Consider the following 16,725-nt stretch of genomic DNA (forward strand, 5'->3'; position numbering starts at 1 on the left):
TTATAGCCTCCTACAGCTTGTATTCGTTCCAGCGGTTATCGACCAGCTTGACAATATCTTCGCTAGGGAACAATTCGTCGGGATACCCCGGCTTCATGCGCGCATCAATGACAATGGGCAGCTTATAGCTGAAATGATGACGTCGCACCTCGGCACGGGCATAAATGTCGTCCGCAGGATTAAATCGCGTAAACACGGTCCATAGGAAGGAAGACTGACTTTTTGCAATATCGGCATCATCGGCCAAAATAATAAGCGGCCATTCCGTTCCCCGCTTGCTCAATCGCTCCACCAAACGCTCCGCAAGCTCCGGCTCCGAATCATAGGCTGGCCCGGATACAACCAGACAGCCTTTGCAATACGGCTCGATGTTTGAAATCTCTTCCAATAATCCTTCGCTATAATGGGCCGGAAGCTTCCGAATGGCATCTCCCACGCCCAGCATAACAGCTTTGCTGCCGTGGTTAAGCTTGCCGCTGGTATAATCCAGCGTATCATGGGCTGTTTCGTCGAAAATAAACAGGTCCGTTTCCGGCTTAAACCGTTCCAGAACGGTTTCCAGCAATAGGTCAAAACGCGACAAATGTATAGGTTGGTCGGTTAATATAAGGAATTTGGTCAACGCCAATTGCCCTTGTCCCAAAATGCTAAACGCCGTGGACAACGCTTCCCGTGAATAGGATTCCCGAACAACGGCACCGGCAAGCGCATGTACGCCCGCTTCTGCATATGCCCATAACTCCCTTACGCCGGGCATAACCATCGGGAAGGCCGGAGCCAGCAGACGCTGCAGGTATTCACCCAGGTAATAGTCCTCCTGACGCGGTTTGCCCACGATAGTTGCGGGATAAATCGCATCTTTGCGATGCCACATATGGCTAACTTGAAATACGGGAAAATCATGAGTAAGTGAATAATAGCCAAAATGGTCGCCAAAGGGACCTTCCGGTTTTCTAAGATGAGGCGGCACCTTGCCGCTAATGGCAAATTCGGCTTCTGCCGGCAGGCGATGCGGTCCAAGGGGGTCTTTAATAACGGGCAGCTTGCCTCCCAAAATAAGGGAAGCCATCAGCAGCTCCGGGAGATGCTCCGGCAACGGCGCGATCGCCGATGCAATCAAAGCTGGCGGACCACCCAGAAATACGGACACGGGAAGCGCTTCGTTGCGCTGCTCCGCTTCATAATGATGAAAGCCGCCGCCTTTATGTATTTGCCAATGCATGCCAGTGGTGGAACCATCAAATAACTGCATCCGGTACATGCCCAAATTGTGTTTTTTGCGTGATTTCAAGCTTTCCGTAAAAACAAGCGGCAGCGTAATAAACGGTCCCCCGTCCTCCTGCCAGCTTGTAATGGCAGGCAGTCCCGCAAGGGGTTTATCCCGTTTGACCATTCCCATTAGGGGAGCGCTGGAACGCGGAACTTCCTTCATACCCACCTTCATCATGTCCCAGATCAGTCCGCGCTCGCCCCATATCGCCTTTGGCGTTGGGGGCATAATCCGTTCGGTTGCGCCGATAATCTGTTTCATGATGGCTTCCGGCTTAGGGCCAAACGCCAGATCAACCCTTGCGTTAGTGCCGAACAGGTTTGTAACGACAGGGAAAGGGCTGCCCTTCACATTGGTGAAAAGCAGCGCCGGTCCTTCCTGCTCTATAACTCTCCGATGAATTTCTGCCAGTTCCAGATAGGGATCCACGGGAGCTTCAATAATTTTTAAATCCCCTTCGGTCTTCAGCGCTTCCAGATACTCTCGCAAGTTGCTAAAACTCACTAAGTTCCTCGTCCTTTCCTAAGTCGCCATGACGTAATTAAAACATCAAGCAAATAGCCGAACAGGAATACAATAATCAGATTGTGCAGAAGGTTGGAGAAAATGTAGATGTTTTCATTGCCGATTGTCCATGTGAGGAAAGCCCCGCTCCAGATTTGAACCAAAACAAGCCCAAGCACCCAGCCTGACGTTTTCTGCAGGTGGTTATTTTCCAATTTTAGCTTGAGGATATGGAAATAAAGCTCGGCAATCATAATGGTCAAAATGATGGCAGCTATCCTGTGGATAAAGACGGGACCTGCCGCGCTGGTCAAATCAGGAACGACTTGTCCGTTGCAAAGGGGCCAGCCTTCGCATCCTCCGGCCGTATCCGTGTGACGAATGTACGCACCAAGATAAATGACCACGTAGCAAAAAATCGAAGTCATCAGAGCCCTTGGCATAATGGATCTCGGTACGGCATACGTTTTCGGCAGCCCGTTGCGCGTCCGATACATCCAGACAACCAGCAGGAACGTAGCGGCGAACGCAATAATAGATATGCCGAAATGAATGGCCAATATCGGCGGAGATTGGGGCCACATGACCGCCGCGGCTCCCATAAAAGCTTGAATAATCGTAAACAAAAGGGCAAATGCCGCATAAAACAGCGGCTCGCGGAATGCGTCGCGGTTCGACCTATACTTTAAGAATACCGCAATCGCTACCCCAAGCACAAGAAAACCTTCGACAGCGCTAACAACTCGGTGGGAGTATTCAATCATCGACTCCATTGTGTAAGCAGGTATAAACTTTCCGTTGCAAAGCGGCCAATCGTCTCCGCAGCCCCGCCCCGATTCAGTCTTGGTCACAAGCGCTCCTGCCAGAAGCACCAAAAGCATGCCGATGGACGATGCGATTGCAAAAGCGCGCAAACGCCGGGTTACCATTAAAATCACCTATTTTCCGTAGACTATGTCAGTACAATTATAGCGAGATCGGTTTTTAAAAGCCATGTTGAAAATGTGACGATTCCTACTTTTGCCTAGTGCGTGTTTGCAAACACGCACTAATACAACAAGGCTTGAAAACAGCAAGGTCCGCCGGTGCAGCGCCCCTCTAGGCACTCCCGGCGGACCTCTATCTCAGCCCAATTGAGGCTGTTGTGTTATCCCTTGTCCAAGCTGTTTGCTACGGCAATGCTTCGGTCCACGAACTGCTCAATTTCATCTCTCGTTTTGCGCAGCTTGCTGACAAACCGGATCAGTTCCTTCCCGCCCTTAAACGCAATGAAGCTGGGAATGCCCAATATATTGAGCTCGGAGCACAGATCAGGGAGATCATCCCGATCAATCTCGACGAATTTGACTACGCCGCTGTAACTCTGCTCAAGGTCCGGCATAAACGGATCGATAAAATGACAGTCCTTGCACCAGGTTGTTTTGAATACGGCAATCGTTAATCCTTCCGATCCCGCCGCTTCCCGAAATTGTTCATCTGTCGTCAGTTTTTCCATGCTGTTCCGCTCCATCCTTGCTCGTTGATTTGGCCCTTCTTACAAGCCGTAAAGTGCAAGCTCAAGGCTTACAGCTCGCGTTCTATGACCAGTTCCTTAATATCCTCATAGATGGTTTCCCAGCTGATATCCGCCCCAAGCGCTTCCGCAAGCTTGCGGGCCGGAACGTAAGTGCTGCCGTTGATTTTGGTCACAGGGAACGGCCATTTCTCAACCGCGCCGTTCACAACGACTTCATCGCTGTTGAGTTGAACCTGAATTGTTGTATCGGTCAATGCATCGTACAGCGTAGCTGTTTTGGTTGCCGCGTCATAGCTAATCTCCGCTCCGAAGGCTTCTCCCACATCGCGAAGGGATACTAATGTAATATAGCCGGGTACGATGATTGGCGGATTGTAGTAATCATCATTGTAGGCTGTGTAGGTTTGACGCGCAATATGCAGATCGTTTTTGAGCAGGCTGTAGAGATCGGAGGTTTCGTCAAAATAGCTCAGCAGCTCATAACCTTCAAGCCAAGTCAGCTCATCGCCATCAACCGCGTTTTCTCCCGCAACAGCTTTATCGGCAACGACGGCTCCGCCAACATTCCATTGTTCATTCTCGACCTTCAGCGTAAAGCCCGTAAACGGCTCCCAGTACTCCTCTTCTTCCTCTTCGGACAACACCGAATCCGTATAGCTCACCTCGGTCACCGATTTGCGAATATCCAGCTTGCTGTCGACATAGAAGTTGGCTTTAAGCTTCAGCGCGTCCGTAAAGGGACTGCCCTCCAAATCGCCTTCTTCTTTTGCCAGTTGGAACTCCTCTTGCATCTCCGACAGAAAATCGGTTATTTCCTGGGCCATTTCGTCAGCGATTTCATCAGCGGTTGGCGCATCCAGCGTATCGCTTACAAAAGGATTTTCCATGCCTATAACGTCCCACAGCACAGGGTCGTTGCTAAGCAGCTCCACTACGTCTTTAACCGTAGCTTTCAGCCCCGCTTGATCCTTCAGCAGCGCGTCTACATAACCTTCAAGCCAGGTCAGCAGTTCCTCGCCGTTCATGTCAAAGCTGGCATGCAGCAAGCCGACCTGTTGACCGTTGATGGACTCCGTAACGGGAGCAACCTGAAGCCCTTTCGGGTTGGGAAGGTTATTAATGGCATAGCCGCCGATTAAATCGGTCAGCTTAAAGCCCAGCTCGGTAAGCGATTGTTCGTTTTCCGGAGATAGCTGATCGGAGGATTGTCCGGTAGCTTCCAGCAAACCTTCGCTTGTCAAATCAAGCACAAACGGCGATTTTGCGCCCTCCAGCTCTACAACCAGCGTTTCCTTATTTTGCTTGATGGCAAAACCGATATCGTATTTCTGCCCGAATATTGCTTTTCCTTTAATGGAAATATGATTGCTGTCCTGCTGCTTCACCTCGTCCAGCTTCAGCGTAATATCGGAGAACAAGCGGTACATATCTCTTTCGTCTTCCGTATAATACTCCTCCAGCACGGCCTCGTTAAGCTGCATGTTGAATTGAATGGACCCTTTGCTTTCGCTGGAAGTCACCTTGAGCGACTGAATCAACGCTTTGTTGAAGTCAAGTCCGCCAATCGCTTGACAGCCCGCTGCTATAAGCATGACGGCTGCAAGCAGCAGCAAGCCGACTCTGCTGCGCAAGGAACGCAAAATTTTGTTATTCATGATTTCCCTCCGGTTTCGTCTTAAAATGCGTGTTCTAAAGGAAAGCCAACCTTTGAACCACCTCTTGAAATCTAGCAATGGCTATGTAGCACTCTACTATTGTACAGGAGCAAAAGACGTCTTGTAAATGATGGAAACTGTCGATTTACCTGCAAAAAAAGCGGACATGTTGGCCATGTCCGCTTCTGTCAGATGTTATAAAAATTGCCCATGCAGCGACAATGGCCGCAGCCAACTATTCATCCATTTCTATGGATTGCTGTCCATTGCTAACGCTTGCTGTCTGCTATCCCTTTGTTACCCTCCGGCTTTAACCCGTCCGCCCGGCACCAGCCCCGCCAGACGCTGGAACGGCTTGCGAATGCGTCCGGGAAGCGAATTGATGTCATCCGTCGTAATAACCCGCAGCATGATAAGCAGAACGAAATACAAACCTCCTACTACAACCGCAGCCGTACCTGCCGCGAAGAAATAGGACAGCTTGGCCGGCAATCCTTTGCTCAGCTCCAGCACGCCGTATTCCGCTCCCCATCCGGCCAATGCCGAAATGGCGACAGCGGCAATGTAAGGCAGCCAGCGCTTGCCGAAAACGACAAGCTTAACTTCGCGGTTAATATGGCGAAGATTCAGCAGCGTGACGGCGGCAAAACAAACCGTCGATCCGATGATCATTCCATAGATGCCCATCAAAGGAGCAAGAGCGAAGCTGACCACTACTTTAAGTCCCAGCCCGATAAACGTATGGCGCATGGACACCTTCTGTTTGCTCATGCCGTACAGGATGGAGTTGGAGGTCATCATCGTAATTTGCAGAATCGTCCCGGCCGTAAGCGCAGCTACGACTTCGTAACCGGAAGTGCCTTTGAACAGCAAGCCGGTAATGGAAAAGGACGCAATGCTGAGCAGCAGCGCGATCGGAACGCCAGTAAAGCAAACAATCCGCATAACCATCGAGGCTTGCCGCTGCACAACTCCCATATTGCGCAGGGAATAGGCGGAAGCGATAATCGGAATGATGGAGGAGCCAAGCGCAATCGCCAATATCGGCGGAATGCCGGCAAGAGAAATAGCCTTAATGCCGAACTCCTTTTTTATATCCAGCGCCATCTGAAGACCGTAATACCCTTCCGTCAATCGGGGAATTAACGCCGTATCGAACAGATACACCAGATTTACCGCCATCGAGGTTACGATAGCTGGGATGGACATCGAGAGAATCTCGCGATAAATACTTCGGTATTTAAGCGGCTCGCGGCTGCCTGCATTGCGCCCAGGGCCCATCAAAGCGGCGGAGGCTTCGGCTCCCGCAATCCCGCTAGCCTGTTCGGCAGCATCATGACGCTTGAGCCTGCGGCCAAAGCGGATCATAACGAACAATGCCCCTATGCCGCCGAATACGGTACCGAAAGATACAGCAGCTGCAACCCAGCGTTCTCCCCAGCCCAGTTGAAGCACCAGCAAGCCCAAACCAATGCCCAGCAGAACGCGCAGAAACTGCTCCACAATTTGAGAGGTTCCGCCTGCGGCCATCATTTGCCTGCCTTGATAATACCCCCGCATCATGGCGATGATCGGGAAAAACAGCAATGCGGGCGCAATGGCCCTGACCGCAAGCACGCTGCCTTCGCCTTTGGTCAATGTTGCATAAGCGGGCGCAAGCATATATAGAGCAACAGCCAGAATTACGCCGGCCGCTGCGCCAAAGACCAATCCCGCATGGAAAATACGTTTAGCCTCGTCGGGGCGTCCAAGCGCATGCCGCTCCGATACCATCTTGCTGATGGCGCTGGGAAATCCCGCCGTCGCTACTAGCAGCAAGATCAAATAAATCTGGTTAGCGTCCGTAAAGGCGTTGCTGCCCTCCGTGTCCAGCATGTAATCCAGCGGAATACGCTGGAACAGCCCCAGCGCGCGGGCCGTCAGCGCCGCTGCCGCCAATATAAGCGTACCTTTGATTAATGAATCTTTTTTTACCATGGCATTGTGGCGTCCCGTCTCTTTAAGGTTTGACAGCTATCGGCTCAAGCGGTTTGTGGTTGCCGCGAACCGGAACCGCAGCTCCGGATGGCGCTGCCCAACGTACGGCATTGCCGATAACCTTCAGAATATCCTCGTTGTAATAGGTCGGATAAGTTTCATGTCCGGGACGGAAATAAAATATTTTCCCTTGTCCCCTGTGGAAGGTGCAGCCGCTTCGGAACACCTCGCCGCCTTCAAACCAGCTGACGAATACCAGCTCGTCCGGTGCGGGGATGTCAAAATGCTCGCCGTACATTTCTTCCTTTTCCAGCGTTATGTACTCCGGCACTCCCGCAGCGATAGGATGGGCAGGATTCACGACCCACAAACGTTCCTTCTCGTCCGCCTCGCGCCATTTGAGATCGCAGCTGGTTCCCATCAGTACCTTGAACAGCTTGGAGAAATGGCCGGAATGAAGCACAATCAGCCCCATGCCTTCCCAAACCCGTTTTTGAACGGCTTCGACAACGGCATCATCGACTTCGTCATGCGTCTTGTGTCCCCACCAGATTAACACGTCGGTGTTCGCCAATGTCTCGGCGTCCAGCCCATGCTGCTCTTGCTGCTGCGTCGCTGTGGAAATGTGCAGATCGTCAGCGGCAAGCCCCTTCTTCAGAGCGGCGTGTATGCCGTCGGGATAGATGCTTTTGACCACTTCATTATGATGCTCGTGCCAATATTCGTTCCAAATCGTTAATCTAATCATACGTGTTCCCCGCCTCAATCCAATAGTTGTTTAAAAAACGAGCCACAATATAAAGGCTATAATCATGACAGTCTGCAATATGATTTTTACCACCACGCTGGTAAACAGGCCTACTAAAGCGCCCCAGCCCGCTCTAATGGACTGCGCGAAGTCCTTGCCCGCTATCAGCTCGCCGATAACCGCTCCGCCAAACGGTCCGATGATGAGGCCAAACGCCGGAATGACGAAGGGGCCGGCAATCAGACCGATCGTGCTGCCAATTACGGATGCTTTTGTTCCGCCGAACCGTTTGACTCCCCAAGCGCTGACGGCATAATCCGCAATAAACAAAATAATGACGATCAAGCTTTGGATGGTCCAGAACCAGAATCCGAATTCCTTAAACGAAAAGAAAAAGCCGTAAACAAAAAAGGCGGCATAAATGGCCAGCGCTCCCGGCAAAATGGGGTATATCGTTCCCGCCATGCCGACGACAAAAAGCAGAATTACTAATACCCAGCCCAAAATATCCATGCCGCATCTCCTCCGTTATCAATCAACCAATACGTAACGCCTGATGGCTTCGGCAACGCCGTGTTCGTTATTGTCCAGCGTAACGACATCCGCCGCCTCTTTGACCGCATCCTGCGCATTGCCCATTGCAACGCCAAGCCCCGCTGCCTTAATCGCCTCGATGTCGTTAAGGCTGTCGCCCACAGCTACCGAGTCCTTCATCTCGATGCCAAGCATGGCGCATAGCTCCTGCATCGCGCTGGCTTTGGACACGCCAATGGGATTAAGCTCGATATTATGGGGCGAAGAGTTGCTGAGCTCCAGCGCTCCCCATGAGGCCGCTTCCTTCCGCAGAGCCTCCCTTGCGACGTCGTCTTCCGTGTAATAACCGAACTTGAGCCAGGTGAAATCAGTGTAATCCTTAGCTGCCGGAAACCACTTTTCTTTATTATAAACGACTTCTGTTGTATAGGCCCAATACCATACCTCGGGATATTGCCGCGCCAGCTCATGCAGCCGCTTCACGTAGAGCGGGCTTAATTCAGTACGTTTGTGCAGCACATGGGGTTTCGCCCATAATTCACCGCCGTTAACGGTAATCATCGGCGTTTCCAGGCCAAGCTGCTCCGCAAAGGGCAGCGCGCTGACAAAACCGCGGCCCGTCGAAAAACATACGGTTACGCCCGCTTGAAGCGCCTTGGCGATCCATTCGGCATTTTCGCTGCTGATTTCACTTTGATCGTTAAGTAGTGTGCCATCCATGTCCAGCGCCACCAGCTTATATTTTGCCATTTAGTTCCATCCCTTCTCCGTTCCTAATATACCGTATTATTCTATCATATCTGTGCCGGAAACCAAACGGGGAGAGGGGATATTCCGCAAGGTCCGAAAAAAGAAAAGACACGCCATGAATGACGTGCCTGGGCAAAATGAAGGTTTGAAGATACGCCCTAGTTTTCGCGTCCGTAAAATTCCAGTTGCGTCAAAGCAGGAAACGGAGAGGGATCCTGCGATTGAATCAGCTCTCCCAGCGTAACGCTGGTTACCGTTCTGGACTCCAGCGGAATGCTTTGCGGTTCGCCAGTTTTGGCCAGCCACGCCTTATGGCTGGTTCCGTCCGAAAAAAACAGCGTGACCTTCTCCCAATAGTTATCATGCGGGAAATCCGCCCGCAAAGTCAGCACGGCTTTGTCAATGACAACCGGACGGCCAAAATGAACCGTAATGGCGGCGTCGGCGCGGCGGTTAATGCCCCAGGACTCGTAAGGCCATTCGCCATGGGAGTCGCTGATTGTATTGCCGTTGATTGCGTTTCTTGCCGCAAATACTGCTTCGCCCCGCGTCTCCACGTTGGCCGAGGCATGCGGAAAGCAGGCTTCATTTTCATGCTGATCGTATGGATTCAGTGCAATATTTCTGTAGACCCCGATCTCCTCGCTGGTAGCCGCGCGGGCCGTCAACGCATGAAGCTCGCCCGTAAACGATTTTGGCGAATAGGACGTCCGCTTTTCGTGAAAAGGAATAGTAAAGCGATATTCCTTTCCCGCCAAATAAACAAAAGCGGGACCAATGGAATCCTCTAATTGAATAAGTAAATAAACGCCTTCCTCCGCGCTTTTTAATACGATGGCATCGCCGGGCTGGTAAGCTTTCTTGAACACCAAGCTAACGTTTCCGGCATTTTGCGCCGAAGCCAATACCTCTCCATTGCCGTTCTGGATTTCAAGACTCAACATTGTCATGTCTCCCCTCTCTCGCATGAATCAGTTGCCTTTTAACCGGGCGCCGGTATCGGTTTCGCTCCCCGCGATTCGCTTCAGGAACGTCTTCCGCCAGCTATCCGACAGCTCCGCCACATCCAGCAGGGCTCTGATCGCTTGATGATCATCCTTGTCCACATGCATGATCCGGTTGGCTTGGGAAACGGAAATACCGCCTGGATGCCGCTGCGTGCGCACCATCTTGTCCAGACGCTCCACCTTGCCTTCCTTCAGCACGCGGAAATAAAATCCGGTATACCCCGTCTCCTGCACCTTGACCGGCATTTCCGGGACGCCGTAACGAAGCGCAAGCTTGAAGCACGGCTGACGCGGCTGGCTGATCTGGACAACAGCTTCGCCAAGACAAAATATGTCGCCGATATGTACATCGTCTTCCCGCAATCCGCTAAGCGTTACATTTTCTCCGAAAGCTCCCAATTCCAGCTTCGTGTCCAGCTCCCGCTCCCAATACGCATAGTGCTCATGGGGATAGACGCAAACCGCCTTATCCGCTCCGCCATGATGTACGGTATCGGCTTGCCCGTCTCCCTCAAAGTTAAGCATGGATAAAAAAAGCGGCCCCGGCGCAGGTTTCTTGAAGATACCTGTCGATACCTCCTTGCCCTTAAAAGGCACCTGCGCTGGCAAGCCGATATTCAGTGAATACACTGAAGCCTCAATCATGTTACCACTCTCTCCCGTCCGGTAATGCAATGCCGCCTACTGCATCTGTTGCGCCCCGCTTGCCGCCTGCGCCGCAAGTCGGCGTTGTCTGAGCTTAGTTACGACAAGCCCTTGCGACGGCGAAAAGAGGAATGCAGCCGCAAACAACACCGCAACCGCAACAACCATGCAGCCAGCAATGGATGCGTCCAGAATAACGGAGGCTCCGTAACCAAGGAAGGTTCCGGCAACTCCGACGGCAACGCTTAATCCAAGCATAACACCGAGCCGGTCCGTCAGTAAATACGCCGTTGACGGAGGAATGATCAGCAAGCCGACCACCAGGATAGCGCCCACGCTTTCAAAGGAGGACACCGTGGCCATGGAAACAAGCCCCATCAGAAGGTAATGGAACAGCGCGACGGGGATGCCGACCGCAGCCGCCAATGCCGGATCAAAGGATGCCAGCTTGAACTGCTTGTAAAACAGGCTGATTACCGCAATGATGACAGCTAGCGTAAAACCTAGCAGCCAGACTGCTTTTGGCCCCATATCAACGCCGCCGATCTCCCAAATATTCCAGTGGACAAATGCTATTTCGCCGTACAGAATCGCGTCCTGGTCCAAATGGACCTGCCTTGCAAACAAGCTGACCAGAATAACGCCGATCGCAAACAAAGCGGTGAACACAACGCCGATCGAAGCATCCGATTGTATGCCCGTACGCTGCATCAATCCAATCAGAAATGTGGTAATCAATCCAAAAAGAAGAGCGGCGCTCATCATGAGCATGGAATCCCGCGAGCCGCTAAGCAGGAAGGCGATCACGATGCCCGGCATCACGGAGTGGCTGATGGCGTCGCCGATCATCGCCATCTTGCGAAGCACAAGAAAGACGCCGACAATCCCGCAGCACGCGGCAACTAACGAACCCGTCAACAGTATCCAGAAGTCGCTCATGATACGCTCTCCCCTTTCATCGTTTCTGCGATCCGCACCTCGCGCTCGGCATGATAATTTCGTTTAACCCGCTGCCTCAGCAGCCATTTGGCCAGCAAACCGCGCTCCGGTCCGCAAAGAACCGATGTGACAAAAAACAACGTAGCCGCCAATACCGTAACCGGCCCTGTCGGCAGGTTGGAGACGGACGAACTGATCCAGGCGCCAAGTCCGCCGCTTAACGCGCCGATAATGCCGGACAGCGACACCATGACGCCAAGCGTATTGGTCCAGTAACGGGCGGAAACCGCCGGCGTAATCAGAAGCGCTGCGATTAGCACGACGCCAACGGCCTGAATGCCGATGACGACGGCTACAACGACCAGAAGCATCAGCAGCTGCTCCAGCAAGCCAACCCGGTAGCCAAGTCCCTTGGCAAAACCGGGATCGAAGGAAATAAGCTTGAACTGTTTAAACAACAAGCTGCAAATGCCGACCAGAACGGCGGAGATGACGGACATCGTTATGACGTCGCTTCCCACCATTGCCGCTGCCTGACCAAACAAAAATTTGTCTAAGCCAGCCTGATTGCCATAATCGCCGTGTTGGATAAAGGTAAGCAAAACGATGCCGAGTCCAAAAAAGGAAGATAAAACAATACCAAGCGCAGCATCCTGCTTCAGCTTGGTATGTCTTGTAATAAAACTGATGCCGAAAGTCGCAAGAAATCCCGCCGCAGCCGCGCCAACGAGAAAAACGCCTATGGATTTGACGCCCGTCAGCATAAAAGCGATACAAATGCCGGGCAATGCGGCATGCGCCAGCGTATCCCCGACCAGGCTTTGCTTGCGCAAATACGAAAAGCTGCCGATCACGCCGCTGCTAAGCCCCAGCAGCATGCAGCCCAAAAAGATCCAGCGCATATTGGGATCGCCAAGCATGGCGAAGAAATTGTTCATGAGGGCTCACCTCTGGAAACATTTGCCGCTCCCGTCTTCATCGTTTGATCCAGAAACGCCAGTCTTCCGCCGTAAGTATGCTGGAGCATATCTTGCGTAAACACTCTGGAAGTCGGGCCAAAACCTTTCAGTTCCACATTAAGCAGCAGCACGGAGTCGAAATATTGCTGGACCGTCGCCAAATCGTGATGGACAACAATAACCGTCTTCCCGCTTTTTTTCAGTTCCTGAAGCAGCGTGATGATTGCTTTTTCCGTTGCGGCGTCCACTCCTGCAAAAGGTTCGTCCATAAAATACAGCTTGGCGTTTTGCACCAGGGCGCGAGCCAAAAATACCCGCTGCTGCTGACCGCCTGAAAGCTGGCTGATTTGCCTGTCGGCGTAATCCGCCATCCCCACCTTGCGCAGGCATTCCATCGCCTCCGCTTTTTCCTTGGCGCCGGGGCGGCGTATCCAGCCTAGTCTCCCGTAAGTGCCCATCAGCACGACGTCCAGCGCATTGGTCGGAAAATCCCAATCCACCGATTCGCGCTGCGGCACATAGCCGATCAATCTGCGCTGCTCGCTGTAGGGCTTTCCGTATACCAGCACTTCGCCGGAAATGCTTGGAATCAGTCCCAAAGCTGCTTTCATCAGAGTCGACTTGCCGGCTCCGTTTGGTCCGATGACGCCAATCAATTCGCCTTCGTTAACTTCAAAGCTAACATCGCGAAGCACCGGTTTTTTCTGGTAGGCGACGCTTAATCCCGACACGCTGAGCGGGGAAGGCGCGCCAGATGGAGTCTTTCCGTTTCCCGCCCCATGCTGGTGTTGTCTGTTTTTCTCGATCGTTTTCATTTCCATCGCTTCCTTCCTTTTAGAGGTTGTTCAAAAGCACGCTTCCCATTGCGGGTTATGACTAGCGTCATGGCTGGCGTCGAATATGAAATTCAGCCGAAACTTCCGGTCCTCACGTAGCTCCCACTACGCTCCGGTCCTCTGTTTATTTTAGCGCCTCTACAATCGTATCTACGTTATGCCGCACCATTCCGAGATAGGTGCCTTCTACCGTTCCTTCATCGCCCATGGCATCGGAGAAAAGTTCTCCGCCTATCGACACCTCATGTCCCAAGGTTCGCGCGCCCTCAATAACGGATTGAATGGACTTGGAGGATACGCTGGATTCGATAAATACAGCTTTAATCTCATTGGCCACCAGGAAATCCCGCAGCTCGCTTACGTCCTTGGAGCCGTATTCCGACATGGTATTCATACCTTGCAGGCCTGTTACCTGCAGGCCGTATGCTTCGCCGAAATAACCAAAAGCGTCATGGGCCGTGACCAGTATACGGCTTTTTTCCGGGATTTGTGCAATCTGCTCTCTGGCGTATTGGTCCAGCTCCTCCAGTTTACTGAGATAGGAAGCTGCGTTTTGCTCATAAGAGGAAGCATTTTGTGGATCCTTCTCCGATAGTTCATCCCGAATGGTCTCCACCGCCGACATCCACAATTTTACGTTGAACCAGATATGGGGATCATGCACCGCTTCCCCTTTGGCCGCCGGATCGCCGTGCAGCAGCGCTTCGTCAATATTGGAAGATACGGCAACTACCGGTTTCCGCTGCTCTAATCGCTCGAATATTTCTCCCATTTTCCCTTCAAGATGCAGACCGTTGTAAAAAATGATGTCCGCGCCATCAAGCTTCCTCACATCACCCTGCGACGCTTTGTACAGATGCGGGTCAATGCCAGGGCCCATCAGCCCCGTCACGCTTACATGCTCGCCGCCTACATTGGCAACGGCATCCGCTATCATCCCGGTAGTCGCCGTCACCTTCAGCTTGCCAGGTTCGCCATTCTGTTCTCCGCTTCCGCCGTTGCCGCTGCATGCTGCAAGTGCTGTCGCAGCCATCGCCAGAAACAGGATCGACATTATAAAACGGCGCACGGCCGAATTGACTTTATGCTTTTTCTTCTTCATGAATAAGTTCCTCCCCATTTTGTTGCCTTGGAGACTTTTATTTTGTTCAGCGCCTCTTTTTTAATAATACACAAAAATGTTTCTCTTGTGCAACATTTATTTTTTGACCATGAAAAAGAGACGAAGATTGCCGTATTCACGGTCAATCCTCGTCTCTTTATGACAGTTTCCTTATTATTGCGAGTTAGCTGCGGATTCGCCATTTGACTCCGCATTGGCTTCAGCATTAGCGGCATCGCCGTCAGTTGCGCTGCCGTCTGTTGCCGTTGCGGCCGCCGGTTTTTTCGGCACGCCGGTCAAACCAATTTCGGCATCGTAAGCATCGAATATTTTCCGCGCGATCGGCGCTGCGCCGTATCCGCCAAAGCCGCCGTCCGGCACTACGACCGCTACCGCAAGCTTCGGATTTTTGGCAGGAGCATAAGCAATAAACACGGCATTTTCCGCCATTCGCTTGGCAACCTGCTGCTGCGACGTACCTGTTTTACGATTAAACTCGTAAGGGAAACCTTCAAAGCCCTGGACGCTAACCTTGGACATGCCCTCCTCGATTTCCTTCCAATACGCTTCGTCAAAATTCACTTCATTCAAAATTTCGGTTTCATAACCTTGCAGCAAATTGCCGTCCACATCTCTGATTTCGTTAACGAATTGCGGCTTCAGCCGTTTGCCCCGGTTTGCCAGCATCGCCGTATATTGCGCAAGCTGCAGCGCCGTATAGCGTCCTTGCTGACCGAAGGATGCCTGGATAAGAGCGGATTGGGGACTTGCTATCTCTGCTTCGTGGAAGTAATCGATAACACCCTTGGATTCGCCGCGCAAGCCGCTGCCGGTCAAGATGCCAAGCCCGAACTCTTTCATGTAGTCGTCCCATATTTCAACCGGCGTTTTACCGTCCACCGCGTCCCTTAAATAAAGCTTGTTGCCCACCATCGCGGCCATAAACGGGTTGGAGGAATATTGGATGGCCTGAGCGCCGTCAATGCTTCCGAATGATTTAAACTGCGAGTTGCGGATATTTCTCTCATAGCCCTTTTTGCCGTAGGAGAAAACGCCTGTATCGTTATAACGAGTCGCTGTTGTAAACAGCCCTTCGTTAAGGCCGACTAGCACCGTCAGTGGTTTCATAGTAGAACCCAGCGGCACAATCGAGGATGGGTGCATGTTCCGTTCCTCGTCGGTTTTGTAAGGTCCGTATACGGAGCGGATCGTGCCGTTCGCAAGCACATAGCCAAAGTTCGCGTAATCCTCTGCGCTGATGCTGCCGCCCGCCCAAATGTTGGGATCGTAATCCGGCATGCTCGCCATGGCGACCACCTTGCCTGTATCCACTTCCATCGCTACCGCAAATCCGGTTTGGGCAAACTCCGCTTTTTCGTATTTGTTGGTAGAGGTTCTTATTTTGGCCAGATGATCCATGATGGCTTGCTCTGTCTGAAGCTGGACATCTTTATTGATGGTCAAATACAGGTCCGCGCCTTTTTCCGGGTTCGTAATTTGCACCGGACCGATGATTTGCTCCTGATTGTTGACCGGATAGGATTTGAGTCCGTTTTTGCCTCTCAGCACATCCTGGTACATAAATTCAAGGCCGTCCAGACCCACCTCTTCTTCTTCCAAATATTTCAGCAGATCGTCGGTTTCCTTCACTTTTTCCATATAGAAGGGATCGTCCACGCGAACGCCTTTATATTTCTTCAAATAGCCGACAAGCTGTACAGCGATGGAATTTTTATCATAATTTCGAACGCTTTCTTCCGTAATTGCGACACCTTTAAAAGCAGTGCGATTCTCCATAAAATAAGCAATTTCTTCATTGCTCAATCCCGATTTGATACGCCTTGGCACAGAAATAACATTCCGGCGGAAATCAAGGTCCATCTGGAAGATGATATCATCTTCGGTCATCGCTTTCTCCGGATCTCCAAATTCCTTGAAGATCTCAGCCAGCTCCTTGGCTGTCTCATGCGCCTGTTCCACATATTTTTTCCCTGGCTGCAGACTGTAATAAAGCGACTGGGTTGAGGTCGAATACGCAATGGGATAACCATTGGCATCATAAATGTTCCCTCGAATCGGGGGGATTTGATCGCTCCGTGTGCTTTTGCGCACACCTTCCGCACTTAGCGTTGGCCCCTCTACGAACTGCAGCACGGCCAGCTTTACAATCAAAAGGCTAAACAGCGCAAACGTAATAAAGAAAAAAAAGTTTAGCCGGAATGAAAAATTCCGCCTGTTGTCTATCTCCCGCTTTTGGTGATCGTCTTGCATGTTCCTCACTCC

The 16,725-nt window shown here is 51.8% G+C and carries 15 protein-coding genes; all 15 read right to left on the reverse strand.

What is annotated here, in order from left to right:
- Window positions 1–10 precede the first annotated feature (10 nt).
- A complete protein-coding gene (locus ACX93W_RS16380) occupies window positions 11–1,774 on the reverse strand; it encodes a UbiD family decarboxylase (protein ID WP_459393446.1) in 1,764 nt (587 codons plus the stop codon).
- Window positions 1,774–2,703: a COX15/CtaA family protein gene (locus ACX93W_RS16385; protein ID WP_459393447.1), complete on the reverse strand. Its 930-nt coding sequence runs from the start codon at window positions 2,701–2,703 to the stop codon at window positions 1,774–1,776. The genes ACX93W_RS16380 and ACX93W_RS16385 overlap by 1 nt, the downstream gene beginning before the upstream one ends.
- Window positions 2,704–2,921: 218 nt before the next feature.
- The gene (locus tag ACX93W_RS16390) at window positions 2,922–3,269 is read right to left on the reverse strand and encodes a thioredoxin family protein (protein ID WP_459393448.1); all 348 of its coding nucleotides are present in this window, start codon (window positions 3,267–3,269) and stop codon (window positions 2,922–2,924) included.
- 68 nt (window positions 3,270–3,337) lie between these two features.
- Entirely contained in the window at window positions 3,338–4,945 is a 1,608-nt protein-coding gene (locus ACX93W_RS16395) for a copper amine oxidase N-terminal domain-containing protein (RefSeq protein WP_459393449.1), read from the reverse strand.
- 297 nt (window positions 4,946–5,242) lie between these two features.
- The gene (locus ACX93W_RS16400) at window positions 5,243–6,922 is read right to left on the reverse strand and encodes a putative polysaccharide biosynthesis protein (protein ID WP_459393450.1); all 1,680 of its coding nucleotides are present in this window, start codon (window positions 6,920–6,922) and stop codon (window positions 5,243–5,245) included.
- Window positions 6,923–6,944: 22 nt separating this feature from the next.
- Entirely contained in the window at window positions 6,945–7,670 is a 726-nt protein-coding gene (locus ACX93W_RS16405) for a ThuA domain-containing protein (RefSeq protein ID WP_459393451.1), read from the reverse strand.
- Window positions 7,671–7,700: 30 nt separating this feature from the next.
- Window positions 7,701–8,183 (reverse strand): DUF456 domain-containing protein, encoded by a 483-nt coding sequence (locus ACX93W_RS16410; protein ID WP_459393452.1) that lies wholly within the window; start codon window positions 8,181–8,183, stop codon window positions 7,701–7,703.
- 18 nt (window positions 8,184–8,201) lie between these two features.
- Window positions 8,202–8,954 (reverse strand): Cof-type HAD-IIB family hydrolase, encoded by a 753-nt coding sequence (locus tag ACX93W_RS16415; protein WP_459393453.1) that lies wholly within the window; start codon window positions 8,952–8,954, stop codon window positions 8,202–8,204.
- Between the two features lie 158 nt (window positions 8,955–9,112).
- The gene (locus ACX93W_RS16420; protein WP_459393454.1) at window positions 9,113–9,898 is read right to left on the reverse strand and encodes a carbohydrate-binding protein; all 786 of its coding nucleotides are present in this window, start codon (window positions 9,896–9,898) and stop codon (window positions 9,113–9,115) included.
- A gap of 27 nt (window positions 9,899–9,925) precedes the next feature.
- A complete protein-coding gene (locus tag ACX93W_RS16425; RefSeq protein WP_459393455.1) occupies window positions 9,926–10,606 on the reverse strand; it encodes an MOSC domain-containing protein in 681 nt (226 codons plus the stop codon).
- Between the two features lie 36 nt (window positions 10,607–10,642).
- Complete coding sequence (locus tag ACX93W_RS16430) at window positions 10,643–11,545, reverse strand: metal ABC transporter permease (RefSeq protein ID WP_459393456.1); 903 nt, start codon at window positions 11,543–11,545, stop codon at window positions 10,643–10,645.
- Window positions 11,542–12,483, reverse strand: coding sequence for a metal ABC transporter permease (locus ACX93W_RS16435; RefSeq protein ID WP_459393457.1), 942 nt, complete (start codon window positions 12,481–12,483; stop codon window positions 11,542–11,544). The genes ACX93W_RS16430 and ACX93W_RS16435 overlap by 4 nt, the downstream gene beginning before the upstream one ends.
- Window positions 12,480–13,319 (reverse strand): metal ABC transporter ATP-binding protein, encoded by an 840-nt coding sequence (locus ACX93W_RS16440; RefSeq protein WP_459393458.1) that lies wholly within the window; start codon window positions 13,317–13,319, stop codon window positions 12,480–12,482. Before ACX93W_RS16440 ends, ACX93W_RS16435 begins: the two co-directional genes overlap by 4 nt.
- A gap of 145 nt (window positions 13,320–13,464) precedes the next feature.
- Window positions 13,465–14,442: a metal ABC transporter solute-binding protein, Zn/Mn family gene (locus ACX93W_RS16445; RefSeq protein ID WP_459393459.1), complete on the reverse strand. Its 978-nt coding sequence runs from the start codon at window positions 14,440–14,442 to the stop codon at window positions 13,465–13,467.
- A gap of 174 nt (window positions 14,443–14,616) precedes the next feature.
- On the reverse strand, window positions 14,617–16,713 hold the full coding sequence (locus ACX93W_RS16450; RefSeq protein ID WP_459393460.1) for a peptidoglycan D,D-transpeptidase FtsI family protein: 2,097 nt from the start codon (window positions 16,711–16,713) through the stop codon (window positions 14,617–14,619).
- Window positions 16,714–16,725 lie beyond the last annotated feature (12 nt).

This window comes from Paenibacillus sp. CAU 1782 (assembly GCF_054551715.1).